Genomic DNA, 22,646 nt, shown 5'->3' on the forward strand with positions numbered 1-22,646 from the left:
GTTGTACTGGTTGAGTTAATCTCGGGCTGGCGTTTCAAACTCATGTGGGCCTCGCGTGGCTCATCGGTGTTTTCTGCATTTTATCAATGCCCTAAGCCTAGCGGCTTCAGCTGCTCGCTGGCATATATTTAAAATAAATATGTTTATATTCCTTTGTTTTATGTACCTGTCTTGCTAATGGGTTGTTCTTTAGTCTAGTCTGAAATCAGACATCTGATGTCTGTTGTTTGTTCTGAAAGATATAAAACACGAGAACCTGAATGACCAAAAAGCACATCGTGGTATTGACCACGGGCGGTACGATTGCCAGCAAGCCCAGTGACTCAGGGCGAAGCCAGTCAGGGGCTTTAAGCGGCGAGCAGTTGCTGGATCAAGTGGCACTGCCGGAGGGCGTCGATGTTACGTTAGAAGTGATATCGATCCTGCAGAAACCCAGCAATGCCGTCACTCTCGCCGATCTTGCTGAACTCCATTGCCAAGGGCGAAGAGCATTGTTGCGGGCGGATGTGGACGGTCTGGTCATCACTCACGGCACCGATACCTTGGAAGAGACCGCTTACTTTCTATCGCTCACGCTGCCGGCGGATAAACCTTGTGTCATCACCGGTTCTCAGCGGGCGCCTCACCAGCTAGGTACCGACGCCTTCAAAAACATCTGCGATGCCATCGTGGCGGCGGCAAGCCCCCAACTGAGTCAGCTTGGTTGTGTCGTGGCGTTTAACGAGTCGCTGTTTGCGGCGCGTCATGCCCGCAAGGTGAATAGCTTTCAGCTAAACGGTTTTGATGCGCCCGGCGCCGGTTCGCTGGGTTATATCGATGGGCAACGGGTAAAGCTTTATCACGCTGCAACGGTGATAGCGCCCGTGATTGAAAAGTGGGACTTCCCGTTACCCAGAGTTGACCTACTGCCTGCCTATTTAGACGCCTCCCCTGAAGTATTGAAAGCCTGCGTCGAGAGCGGGGCAAGGGCGGTAGTGATTGACGGTTTAGGTCGGGGTCATGTACCACCTGGCTGGATGAACGACATACGAGCATTGGTTAGCGCAGGCGTCCCTGTCGCGGTCGTGAGTAGTTGCGCTCAAGGACCAGTGAACACCAGTTATGAGTTTAGCGGCAGCCTGGCCGATTTAGTCTCGGCCGGGGTGATTGCGCTCAACGATGTCAGTGCACGCAAGGCAAGGCTTGCCCTTGCCTTGCTGCTGAGTAGTACCCCGCGCGAAGCGATGGGGGATGCGATGGAACGCTTGATGGCGTGAGCGGCCTTTTAACCTTGCTCAACGGCAGTAACAGGAAACTAAAAAGTAATTAACCATAACTAAATAAGGTGCTGGACATGAAACTAACGCTGACAAAAGCCACCCTCTCCGCTGCTATTGCTGTCGCTTCTTTAAGTGCGGCTCAACTCCATGCGGCCGACTATACCTTCAGCTTCGCCCACGTGTTGATTGAAGAAACGCCGAACGGCCAAGCGGCGCTGCGCTTTAAAGAGGAGGTAGAGGAGAAATCCGACGGTCGTATTGAGATTAACGTACTGCCCGCTGCTCAAGTGGGGGGCGACGTTGAAATCATTGAGCAGATTCAAATGGGCCTTGTCGATATCGGTATTCCACCCACGGCTACGCTGGGCAACTTTGAGCCGCGCATGCAGATTTTGGATCTGCCGTTCTTGATTGCCGATTACGACACCATGGTGGAAACCCTGGATGGTGAAGTGGGTCGCGAAATCCTCGACACCCTGAATGGCCATAATATGTATGGCGTCAACTTCTGGGGTGCAGGTTTCCGTCATATCACCAATAATGACCGCCCAATCGAAAACCCCGAAGATATGGACAGCATCCGCATGCGTACCATGCAGGCGCCGATCATCATCTCCACCTATGAAAACCTGGGCGCTAACGCCACCGCAATGGCTTTCACCGAGGTGTACAACGGCCTGCAGCAGGGCGTGGTATCGGGGCAGGAAAACCCACTGGCCAATATCTACACCATGCGTTTCTATGAGGTGCAGGATTATCTCTCGCTGACCAACCACGCCTACCACGCCTATGCTGCGGTTATGAACCAGGACTCCTGGGACTCGCTGCCGGAAGATCTTCAAGCGGTCATGCTGGAAGCCTTTGATAACGGTCGAGACACGTCACGTGCGCTAACGCTGCAGGACGAAGAGACCATCATGGAAGAGATCAAAGACGAAATTGCGATCAACGAACTCACCCCTGAACAGCGCAGCGCCTTTATTGAAGCCAGCATGCCGGTGCACGCAGAGTACGAAGAAATCGTCACTACCGAGCTGCTGCATAAGGTATATGACGCGGTGGGTATCGAGTATTGATCCAGCGGGTCTGCTAAGACCTAGCTCCTCTCTTCTTACCCCTTTCAGGGTGTGGATATCTCATGTTCGAAGCGCTCAACAAATGTCTTGATCGCTTGGAAAGTGTGGCGATGGTCGTTTTCATGTCGATTGCGACCATCCTCACTACCATCCAAGTCGTGTATCGCTACGGCTTTAGTGGTTCGCTATTTTGGGCTGAAGAAGTCGTTATTTACTCCATTATCTGTATGAGTTTTGTCGGCGCCAGTATGGGTGTGCGCCATGGCACGCATATTTCGGTGGATGTACTGAATGCCATTGCCTCGCCCGCTGTGAACCGCTGGCTGCACATGATCGCAGCACTGATCGGTATCGTGTTCGCTGGCTTTATGACCTATTACGGCTTTGTGCTCTATTTTAGTACGCTGGATCGCGGCCAATTGACTGCGGCACTCCGCCTGCCAATGGCATGGTTCTATCTACCGATTGGCATATCCGGTGTGCTGCTGATTCTGCGTTATCTATGGGTCATCAATGAAGTCTGGAAAAAGCCTCCGGTAGGACTCTCCGAAGAGCTTGTAGCCGGTTCGGATAAGCTCATTTAACCCCTGGAGAGCGACCATGATTACTGCATTATTACCGATCTTTTTTGCCGTTCTACTGCTCGGGCTGCCCATCTTTGCTTCCTTGGCATTGGCGGTGTTTCTTGCCATTGAATTCTTTGGTGCCACCAATCCGGTCATCGTGCCGATGCGCATGTTTACCGGTATGAACAACTTTTCGCTAATGGCGATTCCGTTCTTTATTTTGGCGGCGGAGTTAATGCGGATTGGCGGGCTTTCCGACCGATTGATCAATCTTGCCAAGGCGCTGGTAGGGTGGGTACCTGGAGGCTTGGCAGCGGCTACCGTGCTGTCATGCCTCTTCTTTGGGGCCATTTCCGGTTCGAGCCCGGCTACGGTGGTGGCGATTGGTTCGATCATGTTCCCGGCGCTTGTCGCTGCTGGCTACGATAAACGCTTTGCGATTGGGTTGATCGCCACTGCCGGTACTTTGGGGCCGATCGTACCGCCGAGTATTGCGTTGATTATCTACGGCTCAGTGACCGGTACTTCGGTAGGGAGGCTGTTTGCAGCGGGCCTGCTGCCCGCCATTGTGATTGCCTCTATTCTCATTGCCTACTGCATCGTCTTTAGCAGCATCAAAGGCTATGAACGCGCCCCTTTCCCTTCGCTGCGGCAAATTTTAGTCGCCTTTAAGAATGCTGCCTGGGGCCTTGGGCTGCCGGTGATTCTGCTGGGGGGGATCTACAGTGGCGTCTTTACCCCGACCGAATCGGCAGCGGTCGCCTGCGTATATGGCCTGTTTGTCGGCATGGTGGTCTATCGCACCATTAACGTAACAGAACTGATGGGAACGCTAAGAAGCTCTGGTTTGATTTCCGCGACGCTGCTGCTGATTACCGCGGGGGCCTCTGCTTTCTCTTGGCTGCTCGCGATCACCGGTACGCCTAGCCAGTTGGCAGGCGAAGTGCTGTCGTGGACCGACGACCCGTTTCAGGTCATGGCACTGTTTAATTTCGTGATGATCGTTGCTGGCTTTTTCCTCGATAGCGCCTCGGCCATCATCGTGCTCTCACCTTTGCTGCAGCCTATCGCGGCCCAAGTGGGCGTGGACCCGGTGCATTTTGGGGTGATTACGCTGATTAACTTCTCGGTCGGAATGATTACACCGCCGGTTGGGCTCAACCTGTTCGTGGCCATGGCGATATCCAAGATGTCGCTCCAGGAGGTCTTTAAAGCTTGCTTACCGCTGATCGGTTTGATGCTGTTAGCGCTAATTATCATCACTTACGTCCCATGGCTAAGCACTTGGCTACCCTCGCTGATTTATTAATGAATCGTTTGAAGACGTTAATCAACAAGGACAACGAACCATGAGCAAAACGATTGAACAAGCGGTAGCGGAGCAGGGCCTTACGTTACCGGCGATTCCAACACCGCGTGGCCTGTTTCTGCCCTGGTCCCGTTTAGGCAACCAGCTGTTTTTAGCGGGCCAGATTTGTGAACGTGATGGTGATGTTCTCTATCCTGGCAAGGTGGGGGGTGAGTTCGATCTTAAAACTGGAAAACTAGCTGCCCAGGCATGCGCTTTGAACCTCTTGGCTGAATTGAGCGATGCGGTGGATGGCGACTTCTCTCGGGTGGTGCGCTGCGTGCGCATGAATGGTTTCGTCAATGTGGCGCCGGGCTTTCACGATGTGCCCCTGGTGATCAACGGTGCATCCGAGCTTTTTGTCGCGCTATTTGGCGATGCAGGTCGCCATGCCAGAACTGCTATTGGGGTGGCGACACTGCCCGGCAATGCAGCGGTGGAAGTCGAGGCGATATTTGAAGTGCGCTAAGCACCCAGAGGGAGTACATGATGCAGGATTCACCCATTCTTCTACCTTTACGCGAGCAGCACGCACGCTTACGTGCAGGCACACTCACCGCAACCGAACTTGCCGATGCATCCATAGCGGCGTATCAACAACGTGGTAAGCATGATCATGCTTACCTCACCTGGAACGGTGAGCAGGCCTTGGCAATGGCAAAAGCGGCCGATACGGTGTTGGCGCAGCGTGGCGATGCGGGAGCGCTAATGGGTATGACGGTATCCATTAAGGATATCTACGCCGTCACTGGGTTGCCCACCTACGCTGGGTCTTCTCAGCAGTTACCAAAACATTGGGAACGTACCGGTCCTGTGGTAAGCACACTACTTAATCAGCTGCCCTCCATTATGGGTAAAACCCACACCGTTGAGTTTGCCTTTGGTGGACTGGGCACCAACGCCCACTGGGGAGCACCGCGCAACCCGTGGGATAGGAGTCAACACCGCACGCCTGGCGGTTCTAGCTCCGGGGCTGGGGTGTCGCTGGTGAGTGGCACTGCGAGCTTAGCGTTTGGTACCGACACAGCTGGTTCGGTGCGTATACCTGCCTCAATGACCGGGGTGGCGGGGTTGAAAACTACCGCGGGGCGCTGGTCGACCGAGCAGATTGTGCCGCTTTCAAGCACGCTGGATACCCCGGGGCTGCTAGCGCGACGGGTGGATGATATCGCCTTCGCGTTTGATGCCCTAGATAGCTCGATCAGCGGTCGAGATGAGCAGGTTCCGGCGACGCCGTCTCTTGCTGATCTAACCTTTGGCGTCCCAGAAACGTTTTTCTGGGACGACTGCAGCCCGGGTATCGCGGAAACGGTTCGCTCGGCAATCAAACAGCTCGAAGCCGCCGGTGCACGAATAGTCACCTTGGAACTGCCTGGCATCGATGAAGCTTACGAGTTGTTCAAACTGGGCGGTGTGGCCGCGGCAGAGCTGGCCGCATTTCTAAAGACTGAGCTGCCCGAGATGATTGACTGCCTAGACCCAAACGTCGCCGCTCGCGTCAAAGCAGCAGATGATATGCCAGCTTGGGAGTATGTACGTCGTCGCACGATTCTGGATTCGCTCTATCAATCGGCCGCTGTTCGCATGGCGGATGTAGATGCAGTGCTCACTCCCACTGTGGCGATTACCCCGCCCACTATTGAAAGTCTTCAACCCGAAGGCGCTTATCCCAAAGCTAATATGCATGCGTTGCGCAATACGGTGATCGCTAACTTCCTGGGTCTGTGTGCCTTAACGCTGCCGGTGGGGAAAGATGCCGTGGGCATGCCGGTGGGCCTGCAAGTGTTGGCGGGGCCTTGGCAGGACGCGAAACTTTTGGCCATTGGTCAGGCGATTGAAAGCGAATTGGGGACTGGCTTGGAGATTCTTGGCCATCCGCCAGCGGTGTAAGCGCTAAAATTGCTTAAGTACTCCCACCCACTTGCAGCGTAAACCCCACATCATGCTGGCGGCGGTAGACGTTTTTGCCGCTGAGCCGCCGAATGAGTTCTTTCGCGGCTAGGCGGCCCATCTCTTCTCTGGGGGAGAGAATGGTGGTGAGCTGTGGCGTCACGTGCTGGCCAAGCGGCAGGCCGTTAAATCCGGCAATCGCTATGTCGCCCGGTACATTAAGGCCCTGGCGCTGTGCGGCCAGTAGTGCCCCAGCGGCTAGGTCGTCATTGGCAAAGTGAATGGCTTGTGTTTGCGGGTAGAGTGTTAATACCTGCTGTAAACTCTCCGCTCCGGCTTGCAAACTGCCTAGCGTGTCGAGCTCCACCAAAGGGGCTTCTATCCCCTTCGCTTGTAGCACCTTTCTATGCCCTTCGTAGCGCATGCCTGCCCGGTAATCCTGAGACAGTCGCGCGCCCACATACACAATATGGCGATAGCCTTGATCGATCAGATGGGTCGCCATGCAGTGACCGGCCGCCACATGATCCAGCCCCACGTTAAGGTCCATGCCCTTGCCCAGCTCCATCACTTCCATGATGGGATGCTCCCAATTGTTCAGAAGCGTCTGGCAAGCTTGATTATGGCGCAGCCCAGCGGTAATCAGCGCCGAGCATGACCAGCCTAAGAACGTGCGCACTAACTGATATTCTCGGTCTAGATCGTAGTCGGTATTGCCCAGCAGTATTTGATACCCCTCCGCCTCTAAGGTCTCTTGCAGCCCTTTGATGACTTCAACAAATACCGTGTTGATCAGAGATGGCACGATGACTGCAATCAGTTTAGAGCGCGAAGAGGCGAGGCTGCCCGCCACGAGGTTTGGCACGTAGCCTAGCTGCTCAACCGCTTCCAGTACGCTATTGCGCGTGCGCTCGCTGACTTTTTCAGGATGATTAAGTGCTCGAGAAGCAGTGATCGGTGAGACGCCCGCAGCTTCAGCCACCTGGCTAAGCGTTATTTGATCAGAGCGACGACGCTGTTTGGAAGCCTGTGTAGAGTCTCTAGACATTGGTCGTACGTCCCTTAGGTTCAGCTTGTCGTGACAAAAAGAATAATCTAAAAGTAATGGTAGCGCTATCATGACAGCGCTACCATTTGACGATAAAAGCTTCGAGCAGCCTTGCTAAACGTGCTGCTAAAAACAACAACAGTGAGGTGGCGGCAGGTGAGTCAAGATCAACAGCAATCCCAGCAAGTCGGCGTGATTGGCTTAGGTGCCATGGGTATGGGCACTGCCACTGCGCTACTGAGCAGCGGTTTTCAGGTCACCGGCTGCGATATTGCCAGCGGTGCCCGCGAAGTATTCAGCGCTGCTGGCGGCAAGAGTGTCGCAACGCCCGCCGAGCTCGCCCACTGTGACGTTGTGTTGGTGATTGTTGTGAATGGCCAACAGGCTGAAGAGGTGCTGTTCGGGGCTCAGGGCGTGGTTGCCCACCTAGCGCCGGGTAGCGTGATCTTGCAATGCGCCACCGTGGCACCCAGTCAAGCTAAGCAGCTAGGCGAACGCCTTTCCGCGGCGGGACTGTGGATGCTGGATGCGCCCATTAGCGGTGGCGCTGCCAAGGCCAAAAGCGGTGATTTATCGGTCATGGCCTCTGGCCAGCCAGAAGTGTTTAACAAAGCGCAGCGGGTATTAGATGCCATGGCGGCCAAAGTGTATCGCTTAGGCGATACCCCAGGGGTTGGTTCCAGTATGAAGCTGGTCAATCAGCTGCTGGCGGGCGTGCATATTGCCACCGCAGCCGAGGCGATGGCGCTGGGTATTCGTATGGGCCTCGACCCCGAGGTGATTTATGAGGTGATTACCCATTCGGCGGGTAACTCCTGGATGTTTGAGAACCGCGTACCGCATATCTTGAGCGGTGATTACACGCCGCTGTCAGCGGTCGATATCTTCGTCAAAGACCTCAATATTGTTCATCAAACAGGTCGCGAGCTTTCACTCGCAACACCGGTGGCTGCCAGCGCGTTGCAGCAATTTACCGCGGCCAGTGGTGCAGGCTTTGGGCGGGAAGATGACTCAGCGGTGATTAAGGTTTATCAGCGCTTATCGGGCATTGCGTTGCCAGAAGCGGCCAACGATGCCGAGGGAGCGAAATAATGAGCCATCAGGGAATCGTGTTGGGCGCTATCGCCGACGACTTTACCGGAGCCACTGATCTCGCCAATAACTTGGTGCGTGGCGGCATGCGCTGCTTACAGGTGATTGGCGTGCCGCAAGAAGCGGTGGACCTGCACGATGTCGATGCGGTTGTGGTCGCGCTCAAGTCTCGCTCCTGCCCAGTGCAAGACGCCGTGACTGATTCTCTGGCAGCACTTGAGTGGCTGCGCGAGCAGGGCGCTCGCCAGCTGTTCTTTAAGTACTGCTCCACCTTTGATTCCACTGACGAAGGCAACATTGGCCCCGTGGCTGATGCCTTGCTGGAACGGCTTCATGCCCATCAAACGGTGATGGTGCCTGCGTTTCCCGTTAATGGCCGCACGGTGTACCAAGGCCACCTGTTTGTTGGTGACCGTTTGCTGAACGACAGCGGCATGCAGCACCACCCGCTCAACCCCATGCAGGATGCTGATTTGGTCCGTGTGCTCTCCCGCCAAACGCCACACCCGGTGGGCTTGGCCAACCGGGCCGTACTCGCCAAAGGGGCAGAGGCAACCCGCACGCATCTGTCGACGCTCGCCGAGCAAGGCGTACGCCACGTGATCTGCGATAGCTTAGATGAGCAGGATTTGGACGTGCTGTCCGAAGCCACGGCGACAATGGCGCTGGTCACCGGCGGCTCTGGTCTGGGACAAGCGCTGCCTGCTCAGTACCGCGCACTGGGTTGGCTGGAAGACATTGCAGAGCCGGGGCGTTTAGCGCCTGCTACTGGCGGTGCCTTGGTACTGTCGGGTAGCTGTTCACGGGCCACGCTGGCGCAAGTGGCGGATTTCGTGGCCAAGCATCCTGACGGCGGTTTAGCGCTGGACCCGCTGGCGCTGGCAGAGGGCGAGCAGCAACAGCAGCAGGCGCTTGCGTTTGCGCGGCAGCGGCTATCCGACAACGCGCCGGTATTAATTTACGCCTCCGCCGATCCAGAAAAAGTGAAAAACGCGCAAGCCTCGCTCGGCGTGGAGCGAGCAGGGCACCTTGTTGAAGATGCATTAAGCCAGTTGGCGGTAACGTTAGTGCAGGAAGGCGTGGGCCGGTTATTGGTAGCGGGCGGCGAAACCTCCGGTGCCGTGGTCTCCGCGTTAGGCGTGACGACCCTGCGCATCGGTGAGCAGATCGACCCCGGCGTGCCCTGGACTCAAGCCTCGCTGCCAGGGCGCGAGGCACCACTCTCGCTGGCGCTGAAGTCTGGCAACTTTGGCGGCGTGGACTTCTTCACCCGCGCCTTCGAGGTGCTGGCATGAGCGTGAACCTTCGTCATCATCACCATAACACCCTGCGTGAGCAGATCAGCACGCTTGGTAAATCGCTGTTCGACCGTGGCCTCACCATGGGCTCCAGCGGCAACATCAGCGTGCGGCTGGACGATGGCGGCTGGCTGATGACGCCCACCAACGCCTGCCTGGGGCGGCTGGACCCGGCACGTATTTCGCACCTGGACCCGCACGGCCAGCTGCTCAGCGGCGATGCCCCTACCAAGGAGCAGTTCCTGCACATGGCCATGTACGACGAGCGCCCGCAGTCCGGCGCTATCGTACATCTTCATTCCACTCATTCGGTGGCGGTGTCGTGTTTGCCGGGGGTAGACCCCTGCGACTGTATTCCGCCACTCACTGCCTACTACGTCATGCGAGTGGGCAAGCTGCCGCTGGTGCCCTACCACACCCCTGGCGACCCCCAGTTGGGCGAAGCGGTGCGGGGCCTGGCGGGCAAGCACAGCGCAGTGCTGCTGGCCAATCACGGCCCGGTGGTGGCGGGTAAAACTCTTGAAGCGGCGGTGTATGCCACCGAAGAGTTGGAAGAGACCGCCAAGCTTTACCTGCTGCTGCGGGGCGAGAACCCGCGAGGGCTAACGCTAGAGCAGGTCGCCGAACTGGAAGCGCGTTTTCCACGCGACTAGCGACGCACTGAACAAAGCACTTAATAACGCCCATAACGACAAGAGCGCCCCATGATTCGATTAGCCGCCAACCTCAGCATGCTGTTTAACGAACACGCCTTTATCGACCGCTTTGCCGCTGCTGCAGAGGCAGGCTTTAAAGGGGTGGAGTATCTGTTCCCTTATGCGTTTGCTGCTAGTGATTTACAGCACGCGTTGAAAGAGTCCCAGTTGGAACAGGTGCTGTTTAATCTGCCGCCGGGGGATTGGGACGCCGGTGAGCGTGGCCTTGCCAGCCTACCAGGACGGGAATCGGAGTTTCGCGATTCGGTCACCGCAGCGCTGAGCTACGCTGAAGCCCTTAACTGCCCGCGGGTTCATGCCATGGCAGGGCTTTTGCCTGACAACGCGGATGCCGCGACCCAAGCGGAGCATCACGCCACCTATATTAGTAACCTGCGTTTTGCGGCGAGCGAGGCGGCCAAAGTAGGCATAGATGTCCTGATTGAGCCGATTAATACCCGCGATATGCCCGGCTTTTTTCTCTCCCGCCAGGCGCAGGCCATGGCAGTGCTGGAAGAGGTGGGTGCCAAAAACCTCAAACTTCAGTTTGACCTGTACCACTGCCAAATCATGGATGGCGACTTGATTCATCATCTGGAGCGTCAGTTTAACGCCATTGGCCATATTCAAATCGCCGGCGTGCCTGATCGCCACGAGCCTAATGTGGGCGAAGTGCATTACCCCGCTATTTTTGAACGCTTAAGCGCGCTGGGGTATCGCGGCTGGGTAGGCTGTGAGTACCGCCCCCAGGCGGCCACTCGGGCGGGGCTGTGGTGGGGAGCGCCCTGGGGCTTAACCACACATTAAGCCGTTTTTATGGCCAACTCCAGTTGCACATACAGTCGCCAATAGGTTCACCCATACAAGAACAACGCAACATTAGGAATCGCATCATGCATATTGCCATTACCGGTGCCGCTGGCTTTTTGGGCCAGCGCCTCGCTCAGCAGTTGATCCAGCGTGGCGAGCTTCGCCAGCAATCGATCACGCAGCTAACGCTGATTGACCAAGTGGAAGCGCCGTCGCCCTCCGCAGGCGCGATCACGGTGGTGTCACGAGCGGTGGATATTACACAGCCCCACGCATTAGACGAGGTGTTAGATCAGCGCCCTGACGTGATTTATCACCTGGCAGCCGTGGTTAGCTCTGCCGCAGAAGCCGATTTAGAACTCGGCATGCGGGTCAATTTTGATGCGACGCGGGCACTGCTAGAAGGCTGCCGCGCCCGAGGCCTGCGCGATACGCGCTTCATCATGGCCAGCTCCGTGGCGGCCTACGGCGGCGCGCTGCCGGACGTGCTTGACGACATGACCGCGCTGCATCCGCAGAACTCTTACGGTGCCCAAAAGGCCATGTGCGAACTGCTTATCAATGATTACAGCCGTCGTGGCGAGATTGATGGCTTAGTGCTTCGCTTGCCTACCATTGTGATCCGCCCCGGCCGCCCAAATGCCGCGGCCTCCAGCTTTGCCTCCAGCATTTTGCGTGAGCCGCTCAATGGTGAAGAGGCCATCTGCCCTGTGCCCACCACTCTTGAAATGTTTGTGATGTCGCCGGGCAAAGTGGTCGATGCGCTGGTGCATGGTTCCCAGGTACCTCGTGAAGCACTCGCACCGTTTCGCGCGTTTATGCTGCCGGGCATCACGGTGAGCGTCGCCGACATGCTTAAAGCGCTTCGCACAGCGGCCGGGGAGCAGGCCCTAGCGCTCGTTAAACATGCACCCGACCCGCATATCGAAGCCATTGTCGCCAGTTGGCCCGCCCGCTTTGAAACCGCTAAAGCGAGCCAGCTTGGTTTTGTTGGCGACGATGACTTTACCCAAATCATCGATAGCTTTATGGCTGAGCAGCACCCATGAACGGCTATTACCCATCTGATTCACCCCACTGCCGATAGGGCAGAACGCCACAAGGAGACGCCTACGCCTCCTTCACTACTCACCCTCACAACAACATAAAGAGGGATTTATCATGACCAAGCGCTTCACTCGACATGCACTCGTGACTGCTATCAGCGCCATGGCGACGGCCAGCATTGCACTGCACGCTCAGGCAGCCACGGATATCAGTTTGGGGCACACGCTCTCTTCCACCTCTCACTACTCGGTAGGTGCCGAGGCGTTTAAAGAGACACTAGAACGTCTATCCGACGGCGCCTTTACGGTCACTGAGCACGCCTCCGGTTCCCTCGGCGGCGAGCGGGAAATGATCGAAGGCCTGCAGATTGGCACCGTGGACGTGGTGATTACCTCCAGCGGCCCGTTGGGTAACTTTGTGCCGGAAACCTACGTGCTGGATTTGCCGTTCCTGTTTGAAAACTACGACCAAGCCCGCTGCGTGCTGGACAGCGAACTCGGTGACGAGCTGCTGGAGAAGATGAGCGACCATGGCTTAGTCGGTATGGCGTGGTCTGAAAACGGTTTCCGCCACCTCACCAACAGCCAGCGCGAAATTGCCAGCCCAGCGGATGCGGAAGGGTTACGGGTTCGCACCATGGAGAACGCAGTACACCAAGAAGCGTTCCGCCAAATGGGGGCGCGGCCCACCCCGATGGCGTTCCCGGAGCTGTTTACCGCGCTTCAGCAGGGCACCGTCGATGGCCAGGAAAATCCGATTACGGTCATTGTGGCCACCAACTTCTGGGAAGTGCAGGACTACCTTTCCCTGACCGGGCACGTTTACTCACCGGCCATCGTGCTGGGCTCACCGATCTTGCTAGATGGCCTCAGCGAGGAGGAGCGTGACTGGTTTATGCAGGCCGCAGCGGCCTCGGTAGACGCCACTCGTGAAGAAGTATCGCGCCTTGAGCGGGAAGGGGTTGCGTTGCTGGAAGCCAACGGCATGACGGTGAAAACCGATATCGACCCCGCTCCCTTCCAAGCGGCGGTGGAACCGGCCTATGAAATCTTTACCTCTCAGTACGGCAGCGAAATGCTAGAACGCATTCGTGAAAAAGCGGGTAGCTGCTAAGCACTTCCTTCACTGCAGCCTCTGGCAATGCCAGAGGCTGCCTAGGCACGGTGACCTTTTATGCTAGCGGTATTGCTTCGTTTAGAGCATCAGTTAACCCGTATTGCCCTGATGATTGCTGTGTTGATGCTGGTCATATCGGTCACGCTCAGCTTCTATCAGGTGCTTACACGATTTTTGTTTAATGCGCCCTCTACCTGGACCGAAGTGGCGTCCAGAACGTCCATGATTTGGTGTGTGTTTATGGCCGCTGCCGCCACGTTTCGCGGTGGCTATATGATGGCAGTCGAGGTCATCTATAAATGGATGCCTGCGCGTCTGCTCATGATGCTGGAAGTGGCGATTGTGCTGTGCTGCCTATTGGTATTGGGCGTGTTAGTGCACTACGGCATTCAAATGACGCTGCGAGTGAATAGCCAGGTGATGTCGGGCATGAACATTTCCATGTCCTGGGCCTATGCCGCGATTCCCATGGGCGCTAGCTTTGCGATGGTGTCAGTGATCGCCCGTTTAGCCGCGCAGCTCAGTGGCCGCGAGAAAGTAGGGCCAGAAAACAGCGAAGTGCTGACCGATGAGCCAACATCCGCCCATGCGCCGCGTTCCAAAGAAGGAGCGTCCTCATGAATATGGTGATTGGACTATCGTTGATCGTGCTCTTTACCTTTGGCGTGCCGATTGCGATCTCTATCGTGCTCGCCTCTATTATTGGCATCGAATTCTTTACGCGCCTGCCGTTATTACTTGTTCCACAGCAGATGTTTATTGGTATCGATAAGTTTCCGCTGATGGCGATACCGTTCTTTATTCTGGCGGGTAACTTAATGGCCGCCGGGGGCATTTCACAACGCTTGGTGGACCTTGCTAAATCCATCGTTGGGCGTGTGCAAGGCGGCCTTGCCATGTCCTGCGTTTTAACGTGCATGATGTTTGCCGCGGTGTCCGGCTCCAGCGTGGCCACCACCTTTGCCATTGGTGCCATTTTGATTCCGGCCATGGTGAAGCACGGCTATCCCAAACCGCTAGCGGCCTCTATTCAGGCGTCATCGGCGGAACTGGGCGTGCTGATTCCCCCCTCTATCCCGCTGATTCTGTATGGCGTGAGTACTGATACCTCCATTGGGCAGCTGTTTCTGGCCGGTATTGGGCCCGGCATTTTGATTGGTATGGCGCTTATCATCTTTCTTTACCTGTTCTGTAAAGTGCGTGGCTACGGTAAAGACGATTACAAAGACAGCACCGGTTTTATGATTTCGCTCAAGCGTGCCTGGGTGGCGCTGCTGATGCCGGTGGTGGTGATCGGCGGGATTTATGGTGGTGTGTTCACTCCCACAGAAGCCTCGGCCGTGGCGGTATTTTTCGCTCTGTTCGCAGGAGGGTTCTACTACCGCGAGTTAAAACTGGCTGACCTCTTACCTATCTTGCGCCAAAGCGTTATCTCAACGGCGGCGGTAATGCTAATTATTGCGTCGGCTGCGCTGTTCAGCTTTTTGTTAAGCCGCACAGGCTTACCGGCGCAAATTGCCACGCTTGTGACCAACACCATTGAAAGCCCAATGATGTTCTTACTGGTCGTCAACGCGCTGCTGCTGATTGTGGGCATGTTTATTGAAACATCGGCGGCCATTTTAGTACTGGCCCCGATACTCACGCCGATCGCGATTCAGTTTGGCATCCACCCGGTCCATTTTGGCCTGGTGATGGTGGTGAACTTAGCGCTGGGCATGATTACCCCACCGCTCGGTGTGAACCTGTTTGCCGCCTGTGCCGTTGCCAAAATCTCCATTGATCAAATGCTGCCCTGGCTGGTGCGCTTTGTGCTCGTGGTACTGGCGTGTTTGATGGCGATTACCTACATGCCGTGGATTTCGATGGGGCTAGTGAACATTTTTTACGGCTAATAATGTTGTGCAGAATGTGCTTTGAAGAGCGTACTTTGAAGCGAGTGTTTTGCAGCAAGTGTTTTAACCGATAGATAGCAGCGACGCCCGTGCCGTTAGCGCAGGCGTCGCTGCCCCATAATAATCACAATAATGGAGTGCTGAATGTCATTGAATATAACGATACCGCCAGCGCAGGCGTTTATTGGCGGCGAGTGGGTTGATACCGCCGACACGTTATCCGTCGAAGCCCCCGCAACAGGAGAGCTGCTAGCCCACATCGCACGTAGCCAGCAAGGTGAAGTCGATGAGGCGGTTCAGGCGGCTCGCCTTGCGTTTTCGGGCCAGTTAGGCGAGTGGTCCAGTTGGTCGGCCCGCCAGCGCAGCCTGTGGCTGCTGCGGTTTGCCGATGCGATAGAAGCTAATCACGCGCGCCTAGCACAGCTTGAGTGCGCCGATACCGGTAAGCCGATGACCCAAGCGCAGGGAGATATTGCCGCCTGTGCTCGCTACTTCCGGTTCTATGGCGGTGCGGCGGATAAGCTCCACGGTGAAACCATTCCGTTTGAAAATGATTTTGCCGTGATGACCCTGCGTGAACCTTACGGCGTGTGCGCGCAAATCATTCCTTGGAACTATCCCTCGCAAATCTTTGGGCGCTGCGTGGCAGCGGCGTTAGCGGCGGGCAATACGGTGGTACTGAAGCCTGCAGAAGATGCCTGCCTCAGCGTGCTGGGGTTAGTGGAACTGGCAGCCGCCCATGGCTTACCCGCGGGGGCACTGAACGTGGTGCCGGGGCTAGGCCGGGAAGCAGGAGCCGCGTTGGCGGCGCATCCGCAGATTGATCATCTGTCGTTTACCGGCTCGCCGGAAACGGGCACCCACGTGGCCCAGGCGGCCGCTGTGCATCACGTTCCGGTAACGCTGGAATTAGGCGGTAAATCGCCACAGGTGGTGTTTGACGATGCGGATCTGGATGCGGCGCTGCCCGCGATTGTGCGCGGCATTGTGCAAAACGCTGGGCAAACCTGTTCAGCGGGAAGCCGCTTGCTGGTCCAGCGAGACATCGCCGACCGTGTGGTGGCGGACCTTTGCAAACGCTTTGCGGCGCTGCGCTGTGATGCAGGCGAGGCCGATGCAGGCTGTGGGCCGCTGATTAACGCTCGTCAAAAAGCCAAGCTGGCGTCGCGTTTAACGGCGGCTGAAGCAGACGGCATTTGTATTGCCGCGATAGGGCAGTTAGCGCCCAGTGCTCCCTCTGGTGGGCACTTTGTGCTCCCGCAACTGCTGACGAACATTCCTGATGGTCATGAAGTGCTTCATGAAGAGCTGTTTGGGCCCGTGCTGGTGGTGCAGATCTTTGACGACGAAGCGCATGCGCTGAAGCTCGCCAACGCCACTGATTTTGGTTTGTGTGCCGGGGTGTGGACCCGCGACGGAGGGAGGCAACTGCGTCTGGCGAAAGGCATTCGTAGCGGCCAAGTGTTTATTAATAACTATGGGGCCGCCGGCGGGGTAGAGCTGCCGTTTGGTGGTGTCGGGCGTTCAGGCCATGGTCGTGAGAAAGGCTTTGAAGGCCTGCGTAGTTACACGCGCATCAAAACCGTCGCCATCAAACACTAAGCGCCATTGTCGGCTAGGAGATAACAATGACCCATGTACAGCAGGTAGGTCTCATCGGTGTTGGGTTAATGGGCCATGGTATTGCCAGCAGTTTGCTACGGGCAGGCCATCACGTGAGTTTTCTTGAGCATCCCGGTAATCAACCCGTGGAGGACTTGCTGGCAGCGGGGGCTACCGCGCTACCGTCAGGAAAAGCGGTGGCGCAAAGAGCGGAGGTGGTGATTTTATGCGTCACCGGCTCGCCCCAGGTAGAGGCGGTGCTGTTTGAGCCCAACGGCGTATTAGAAGGCTTGAAGCCCAATAGCGTGGTGGTGGACTGTTCCACCGCCTTGCCCAGCTCAACGGCCCAGGTAGCGGCTAAAGTAGTGAAGGCGGGCGGGCGTTTTATGGACGCCGCAATGACACGCACGCCCAAAGAGGCTGCAGAAGGGCGGCTAAACCTCATTGTTGGCGCACCCAAAGTGCTTTTTGACGACATGCACCCATTACTGGAAGCGTTTGCAGAGAACATTGCTTATGCCGGTGAGGTGGGGGCAGGACATACGTTGAAGCTGCTGCATAACTTTGTTTCATTGGGCTTCTCCGCCGTGTTAGCGGAGGCCACTGCGGCCTCCCGAAAAGCGGGTATCGGTGCCGATGCGCTGTTGGAAGTCTTGGGTGCTGGCGGCGGAGGTGGCGTGGTACTAGAGCGCCTACGCCCTTACATTGCCAACAATGATCCTTCGGGCTTTCGGTTTAGCGTGGCGAATGCCAGTAAAGATTTAGGTTATTACCACACCATGACTCATGATTTGGCGGTCGAGGGGAGCATTGCGGCCGCCGTGCGGGATTTATATCAATCCGTAGAAGAGCAGCAGCTATCCATACCGGAGGTGATTGGCGTGTTAGAGCGCCGCTAGCTACTCCTAGCTATCCGGCAGGCTTAGGCGCGGCATAAGCGGCAAGAAACACATCCACAGCACTGCTGATCTGCTGCTTCAGCTCTTTATCTGAAGGAGGTGTGCGAACGCCCATCCGCACCTCCTTAATCAGCATACCCTGCCACATGCTGCAGAGCTGGTCGGCGGCGCGTTCAGGAGCAGGCAGGCTCAGGTGGCCTGCGTTGGCTAGCCCCCCCAGCTTTTCTTGTAACCACTGGCTGATGGCCCAGGGGCCCGCTTCAAAAAACGCCTGTAACAGTTTGGGGTGCTGCTCACCCTGGTTGCTCATGACGCGCTCAACCGCCAGCACATGGGGCTCTAGTAAAAAGCGCACCATGCTCACACCTACATCGATCAGCGATTGGCGCACCGCATCATGGGTATCGGGAAGCTGTGTCAGCCCTTGGCGAATGGTGGCGGTTTCGCGACGAATCACGCTGCCAAACAGTGCTTCCTTCGACGCAAAGTGGCCATATACCGTGACCTTGGAAACACCGGCTTCACGGGCGACTGCCTCCATGGTCACCGCTTCCAAGCCATTGCGAAAAAACAGGCACGCCGCGGCGTCCATCATCGCATCGCGTTTGGCCATGTCCTTAGGGCGGCCGACGCTGCGTTTTTGGTCAGGTAACGGCGGTTGAGCGTCTGTCATGCAATAAACCCATGCCTATTGAAAAATAGTTATTGAACGGTTGCGTACACATATTATAGTGAACGTAATCGTTCAAGAATAAACCATTTCGAGGCCAACATGGGCACGTTAAACACTTCCTGGGGCCACCGGCTACGCGGTTTGCTGGCGGCACTGCTGATGATCGGCACGACACTGGCCGTTGTAGCGCTACTCACTAGCCAGCACAGCAGTGCACAGCAGGCACGCCAGCAGGGAGCGGATAACGCCTTACTCCAAGTAGCAACGCAACCCCTTGACCAAGCAGAAACGCTCACGCGCCATGTGCGCTTAACCGGGCAAGTAGTGGCGCTCCACGCCGTTGCGCTGGCGTTTGAACCCGCTGGCCGCGTCGACGACATACTTGCTGATCGCGGGCAGGCTGTGGAACAGGGGGAAGTGCTCGCCACGCTGGATACCCGCCGGTTAGAAAGCCGCCTGGCGGAAGTGGCAGCACGCAGCGAAGAAGCCCGCGCAAGCTTAGCGCTTGCCCAACGCCAGGAAGAGCGCGAAGCCCAGCTGAACCAGAGCAACTTTGCCAGCCGCACGGCGCTGGACCAAGCCCGCACCGACCGCTTAACCCTACAAGCGCGTCTCTCAGCGTTAGCGGCCGAGCGCGATAGCCTTACGGCCGATCTAGAAGACAGCGACTTAACAGCCCCCTTTGCCGGACGCATCGTTGAGCGCCACATTAATGTTGGCAGCCTCGTCAGCAGTGGCACGACGGCGTTTGACTTGGTAGATACCCACCGGCTTGAGGCCCATCTTGGTCTGCCTGCTCGGCTAGCCGCGACGTTTGCCGAAGGTGAGGCCGTGACGCTGACCGTTAACGGCCAGCCAATCGAGGGCGAGGTGCGTGCTCGGTTGCCGCAAGTCGATAGCGATAGCCGTACGCAAACCCTGGTGGTCACGCTGTTAAGCGCCGACAACGTCGTGCCGGGGGATTTGGCAGAGCTGCCATACGCCATCACGGAGCCCGCCAGCGGCTACTGGGTGCCGCTATCCGCGCTGCGCGCCGCCGACCGTGGTTTATGGAACGTGCTGATTGCTGAGCCGCTCGAAAACGAGCGCTACCGCGTGACGCGTGCCAGCGTCGAGCTGCTGCACAGCGAAGGCGACAACGCCTTTGTGCGCGGCACGCTGGCGTCCGGCATGCGCCTCATTACCAGCGGTACTCACCGTATTACCCCTGGCCAGCAGGTCACGCTCAGTGAGGAAGTGGCTCATGCAGCGCATTGAGTGGTTATTTAATCGGCGCTTACTAGCCCTGTCGCTTGGCCTACTGATTGTCGCTGGGCTATCGGCGATTCAAACCCTGCCCCGAGCAGAAGATCCTCATTTGGTGGCGCGTATCGCCACGGTGCTCGCGCCGTTTCCAGGCGCCACGCCCGAGCAAGTTGAAGCGCTGGTTGCGCGGCCAATTGAAGATGAGCTGCGCACCATTTCAGAAATTAACGTACTAGAATCGACGTTGCGGCAAGGCATCGCCGTGATTAGCCTGGAGCTGGATGATGCCGTGACCAATGTCACGCCGATCTGGAGCCGCGTGCGCGACAAGCTGAGTGACGTAGCGCCTTCGCTGCCCGAGGGGGTATCAACACCGGAACTGTTAGATGACCGTGGCTATGCCTTTAGCATTGTGGCCGCCCTGCGCTGGACCTTAGACACACCGCCCAACCCACAGCTCATGGAGCGCTACGCGGAGCGGCTAGAAGATCAGTTTCGACGGGTGGCCGGTACGGAATACACACATCGCTTTGGCATGGCGGGCGAGCAGGTTGAAGTGATGGTGAACCCCTTAGAGCTTAACGCGCTCGGGCTTTCCATTGGCCAACTGGCCGCAGCGATTGAAGCCAGCGATGGCCGCCGAACGGCCGGTGAAGTCGTGACCCAAGGGCATCGTTTAACGGTGGGTTTAAGCGGCGAATTTGATGCGCTTGATCGGCTGCGGGAAATTAATATCTCAACTCGGCAGGGCCAAACCGTCACCTTGGGTGACATCGCAGAGCTGCGGCGTGGTGTACAAGACCCGCCAGCGGCCGTGGCCCTGCTAAACGGCGAGCGCGCGGTGTTCGTCGGTGCCCGCATGGCTCCAGGCCAGCGAATCGATGTGTGGGTTGAGCGCGCACAGGCCGAGCTAGCCGCATTTACAGAAGCGTTACCCATGGGGTTAGCGGTAGAAGAGGTCTTTGAGCAGGCCAGCTACACCAACCAGCGCTTAAGCGATGTGGCGCTCAGCCTGCTGATGGGCTTAGTGCTGGTGGTGGCGCTGCTATTTCTCACCATGGGCTGGCGCTCTGCCCTGACCGTGGGGCTGGCGATACCGGCTACCGCGCTGCTCACGCTGGCCTTTTTCCAGCCGCTGGGAATGGAAATTCACCAGATGAGCATCACCGGCATTATTGTCGCGCTGGGGCTGATGGTGGATAACGCCATTGTCATGACGAACGCTCTAAGAGAGCGCTTTCTCCAGGGCGATTCCGCGCTGGCCGCTACCCGTGATGCGCTGCGCCATTTAGCGGTGCCGCTGCTTGCCAGTACGCTCACCACAATTTTAGCGTTCATGCCCATTGTGCTGATGCCGGGGCCTGCGGGAGAGTTTGTCGGCCCGCTGGCCATGGCGGTGATGGTCGCGCTGGTCAGCTCTTATTTAATTTCACTGTTCCTGGTGCCCGCGCTGTCGCCCATGCTGCTGGCCAAGGTGGCGGCCAAACCGCCCACCCCGCGCGATAATGCGATGAAGAGGGCCTTTCGTGGCACGGTGCGCAGTGCGCTTCGCCACCCCGTGGCCGCTATGGTCATCACCCTCTGTGTCCCCGTTGGCGGAATGGCGTTAATGCCTACGCTCGACGTGGCGTTTTTTCCCCCTGCCGACCGCGACCAGTTCCATATTGAGGTGCGCTTGCCCGCTGCTAGTAGCATCGCTCAAACAGAAGCGCTGGCCCATGAGGTAGAGAGCATGGTGCGCGAGGTGCCTGGGGTGGTGCGCGTGTCATCGTTCATCGGCGAAAGCGCGCCGATGATGTACTACAACGTCATGACGAATGAGGATAATAATCCGGCGTTTCTTCATCTGATTGTTGATACGACGTCATTAGAAGTTACCAATCAGCAGGTGCCAGGGCTGCAGCAAGCGCTTGATCAACGCTTTCCCCAAGCCCAGAGTGTGGTGCGCAAATATGAGCAAGGCCCGCCTTTTAAAGCGCCCATTGAACTTCGTGTGTATGGCGATGATTTAGCGGTGCTCTCTTCGCTTGGCCTGGAGCTAGCGGGATTGATGCACCAGCTTCCTCAGGTGACGCATGTGCGGGCGGGTATGCAGCGTGATTTGCCCAGGCTGATGCTGGACATCGACCACACCGCGCTGAGCGATGTGGGGCTTTCCGCGCAGAATTTGGCAGAGCAGGTAGGGGCGGCGCTAACCGGTCAGCCTGCGGGCATGCTGTTAGAAGACACGCAACAGCTGCCGGTGCGCGTCCGTTACGCTGATGAGTGGCGCACCGACACCGAACAGCTTGCCGCGCTGCGGTTGGTGAGCGACCAGGTAAGCGAAGGGTTGCCGCTCGCCGCTGTCGCTGATACTCAGCTCTCCCCCGCCTGGAGTGTGATAACCCGCCGGAATGCGGAGCGCGTGCAGCTAGTGCAAGGCTATTTAGTGGCCGATGCGCTGCCTGCTGTGTCCATGGCGCAGCTGGATGCCAAGCTTCAGGCGGCCATAGACGCGGGCGATATCAGCGTGCCCGCAGGCTATCGGATCGAAACGGGCGGTGAGGCCGCCGAACGTGACGAAGCGGTAGGCCAGCTGCTTGCCTCGGTCGTGCTGCTGGTGATTGCCATGGTGGCCACCGTGGTGCTGGCCTTTAATTCCTTCCGCCGCGCCGCCATTGTGTTCATTGCCGGGGCCCAGGCGATGGGCATGGGGATTGTGGCCCTGCTGATGAGTGGCCACGCCTTTGGCTTCGTGATCATCGTTGGCATTATGGGGCTAGTGGGGGTGGCGATTAACGCCACGATCATTATCATTGCCGCCTTTGACGATGATCCTGCCGCCCGGCAAGGCGATATGGACGCGATGCTCGCGGTGATTAGTGGCCCCACTAGTCGTCATATTGTGTCCACCACCATCACGACCTTTGCAGGACTGATTCCCCTCATGGTCGCGGCCGGCGGCTTATGGCCACCTTTCGCGCAAACCGTTGGGTTTGGTCTGCTCTTGGCCACGCTGGTGTCGTTTTTCTTTACGCCAGCGCTGTACCGGCTTTGGGTCGCAAGAGCCGCAGCATAAGGGCACGCCTTTTCGCTTATGGATAACGT

20 protein-coding genes are annotated in these 22,646 nt (G+C 57.3%); 18 read left to right on the forward strand and 2 right to left on the reverse strand.

What is annotated here, in order from left to right:
* Nucleotides 1–260 precede the first annotated feature (260 nt).
* From R0J87_RS14735 to R0J87_RS14760, 6 genes are all read left to right on the forward strand, one after another.
* Nucleotides 261–1,256, forward strand: a complete 996-nt coding sequence (locus tag R0J87_RS14735) for an asparaginase (RefSeq protein WP_498887051.1) — start codon at nucleotides 261–263, stop codon at nucleotides 1,254–1,256.
* A gap of 77 nt (nucleotides 1,257–1,333) precedes the next feature.
* The gene (locus tag R0J87_RS14740) at nucleotides 1,334–2,335 is read left to right on the forward strand and encodes a TRAP transporter substrate-binding protein (RefSeq protein WP_498887052.1); all 1,002 of its coding nucleotides are present in this window, start codon (nucleotides 1,334–1,336) and stop codon (nucleotides 2,333–2,335) included.
* A 62-nt stretch (nucleotides 2,336–2,397) separates the two neighbouring features.
* Nucleotides 2,398–2,919, forward strand: a complete 522-nt coding sequence (locus tag R0J87_RS14745) for a TRAP transporter small permease (protein ID WP_113269261.1) — start codon at nucleotides 2,398–2,400, stop codon at nucleotides 2,917–2,919.
* Nucleotides 2,920–2,935: 16 nt separating this feature from the next.
* Complete coding sequence (locus tag R0J87_RS14750) at nucleotides 2,936–4,210, forward strand: TRAP transporter large permease (protein WP_498887054.1); 1,275 nt, start codon at nucleotides 2,936–2,938, stop codon at nucleotides 4,208–4,210.
* Nucleotides 4,211–4,250: 40 nt separating this feature from the next.
* A complete protein-coding gene (locus tag R0J87_RS14755) occupies nucleotides 4,251–4,718 on the forward strand; it encodes a RidA family protein (protein WP_498887055.1) in 468 nt (155 codons plus the stop codon).
* Nucleotides 4,719–4,735: 17 nt separating this feature from the next.
* A complete protein-coding gene (locus R0J87_RS14760) occupies nucleotides 4,736–6,139 on the forward strand; it encodes an amidase (protein WP_498887057.1) in 1,404 nt (467 codons plus the stop codon).
* A gap of 13 nt (nucleotides 6,140–6,152) precedes the next feature.
* Here the strand turns inward: R0J87_RS14760 and R0J87_RS14765 are convergent, their stop codons facing one another.
* Nucleotides 6,153–7,187 (reverse strand): LacI family DNA-binding transcriptional regulator, encoded by a 1,035-nt coding sequence (locus tag R0J87_RS14765; RefSeq protein WP_498887059.1) that lies wholly within the window; start codon nucleotides 7,185–7,187, stop codon nucleotides 6,153–6,155.
* Between the two features lie 156 nt (nucleotides 7,188–7,343).
* Here R0J87_RS14765 and ltnD point away from each other — a divergent pair, with 156 nt between their 5' ends.
* The 10 genes from ltnD to R0J87_RS14815 all read left to right on the forward strand — a co-directional run bounded on the left by ltnD (nucleotide 7,344) and on the right by R0J87_RS14815 (nucleotide 17,641).
* On the forward strand, nucleotides 7,344–8,279 hold the full coding sequence (ltnD, locus tag R0J87_RS14770; protein ID WP_188639799.1) for an L-threonate dehydrogenase: 936 nt from the start codon (nucleotides 7,344–7,346) through the stop codon (nucleotides 8,277–8,279).
* Nucleotides 8,279–9,574 carry a 3-oxo-tetronate kinase gene (gene otnK / locus R0J87_RS14775; protein WP_498887061.1) on the forward strand — a complete coding sequence of 432 codons (1,296 nt, stop codon included), beginning with the start codon at nucleotides 8,279–8,281 and terminating at the stop codon, nucleotides 9,572–9,574. Before ltnD ends, otnK begins: the two co-directional genes overlap by 1 nt.
* Nucleotides 9,571–10,230: a 3-oxo-tetronate 4-phosphate decarboxylase gene (gene otnC / locus R0J87_RS14780; RefSeq protein WP_498887063.1), complete on the forward strand. Its 660-nt coding sequence runs from the start codon at nucleotides 9,571–9,573 to the stop codon at nucleotides 10,228–10,230. Before otnK ends, otnC begins: the two co-directional genes overlap by 4 nt.
* A gap of 51 nt (nucleotides 10,231–10,281) precedes the next feature.
* Nucleotides 10,282–11,079, forward strand: coding sequence for a 2-oxo-tetronate isomerase (gene otnI / locus R0J87_RS14785; protein WP_498887065.1), 798 nt, complete (start codon nucleotides 10,282–10,284; stop codon nucleotides 11,077–11,079).
* Nucleotides 11,080–11,165: 86 nt separating this feature from the next.
* Complete coding sequence (gene denD, locus R0J87_RS14790; RefSeq protein WP_498887067.1) at nucleotides 11,166–12,131, forward strand: D-erythronate dehydrogenase; 966 nt, start codon at nucleotides 11,166–11,168, stop codon at nucleotides 12,129–12,131.
* Nucleotides 12,132–12,243: 112 nt separating this feature from the next.
* On the forward strand, nucleotides 12,244–13,242 hold the full coding sequence (locus R0J87_RS14795; RefSeq protein ID WP_498887068.1) for a TRAP transporter substrate-binding protein: 999 nt from the start codon (nucleotides 12,244–12,246) through the stop codon (nucleotides 13,240–13,242).
* A gap of 60 nt (nucleotides 13,243–13,302) precedes the next feature.
* A complete protein-coding gene (locus tag R0J87_RS14800) occupies nucleotides 13,303–13,866 on the forward strand; it encodes a TRAP transporter small permease (RefSeq protein ID WP_498887070.1) in 564 nt (187 codons plus the stop codon).
* Nucleotides 13,863–15,140: a TRAP transporter large permease gene (locus tag R0J87_RS14805; protein ID WP_498887072.1), complete on the forward strand. Its 1,278-nt coding sequence runs from the start codon at nucleotides 13,863–13,865 to the stop codon at nucleotides 15,138–15,140. The genes R0J87_RS14800 and R0J87_RS14805 overlap by 4 nt, the downstream gene beginning before the upstream one ends.
* A 144-nt stretch (nucleotides 15,141–15,284) precedes the next feature.
* Entirely contained in the window at nucleotides 15,285–16,742 is a 1,458-nt protein-coding gene (locus tag R0J87_RS14810; protein WP_498887073.1) for an aldehyde dehydrogenase family protein, read from the forward strand.
* A gap of 26 nt (nucleotides 16,743–16,768) precedes the next feature.
* Entirely contained in the window at nucleotides 16,769–17,641 is an 873-nt protein-coding gene (locus R0J87_RS14815) for an NAD(P)-dependent oxidoreductase (RefSeq protein ID WP_498887075.1), read from the forward strand.
* 10 nt (nucleotides 17,642–17,651) lie between these two features.
* Here the strand turns inward: R0J87_RS14815 and R0J87_RS14820 are convergent, their stop codons facing one another.
* The gene (locus R0J87_RS14820) at nucleotides 17,652–18,314 is read right to left on the reverse strand and encodes a TetR/AcrR family transcriptional regulator (RefSeq protein ID WP_498887077.1); all 663 of its coding nucleotides are present in this window, start codon (nucleotides 18,312–18,314) and stop codon (nucleotides 17,652–17,654) included.
* A gap of 99 nt (nucleotides 18,315–18,413) precedes the next feature.
* Here R0J87_RS14820 and R0J87_RS14825 point away from each other — a divergent pair, with 99 nt between their 5' ends.
* Nucleotides 18,414–19,571 carry an efflux RND transporter periplasmic adaptor subunit gene (locus R0J87_RS14825; RefSeq protein WP_498887079.1) on the forward strand — a complete coding sequence of 386 codons (1,158 nt, stop codon included), beginning with the start codon at nucleotides 18,414–18,416 and terminating at the stop codon, nucleotides 19,569–19,571.
* A complete protein-coding gene (locus R0J87_RS14830) occupies nucleotides 19,558–22,617 on the forward strand; it encodes an efflux RND transporter permease subunit (RefSeq protein WP_498887081.1) in 3,060 nt (1,019 codons plus the stop codon). The genes R0J87_RS14825 and R0J87_RS14830 overlap by 14 nt, the downstream gene beginning before the upstream one ends.
* Nucleotides 22,618–22,646 lie beyond the last annotated feature (29 nt).

Origin of the sequence: Halomonas sp. SIMBA_159 (assembly GCF_046536035.1) — a bacterium.
Taxonomy (GTDB): Bacteria; Pseudomonadota; Gammaproteobacteria; order Pseudomonadales; family Halomonadaceae; genus Vreelandella; species Vreelandella venusta_A.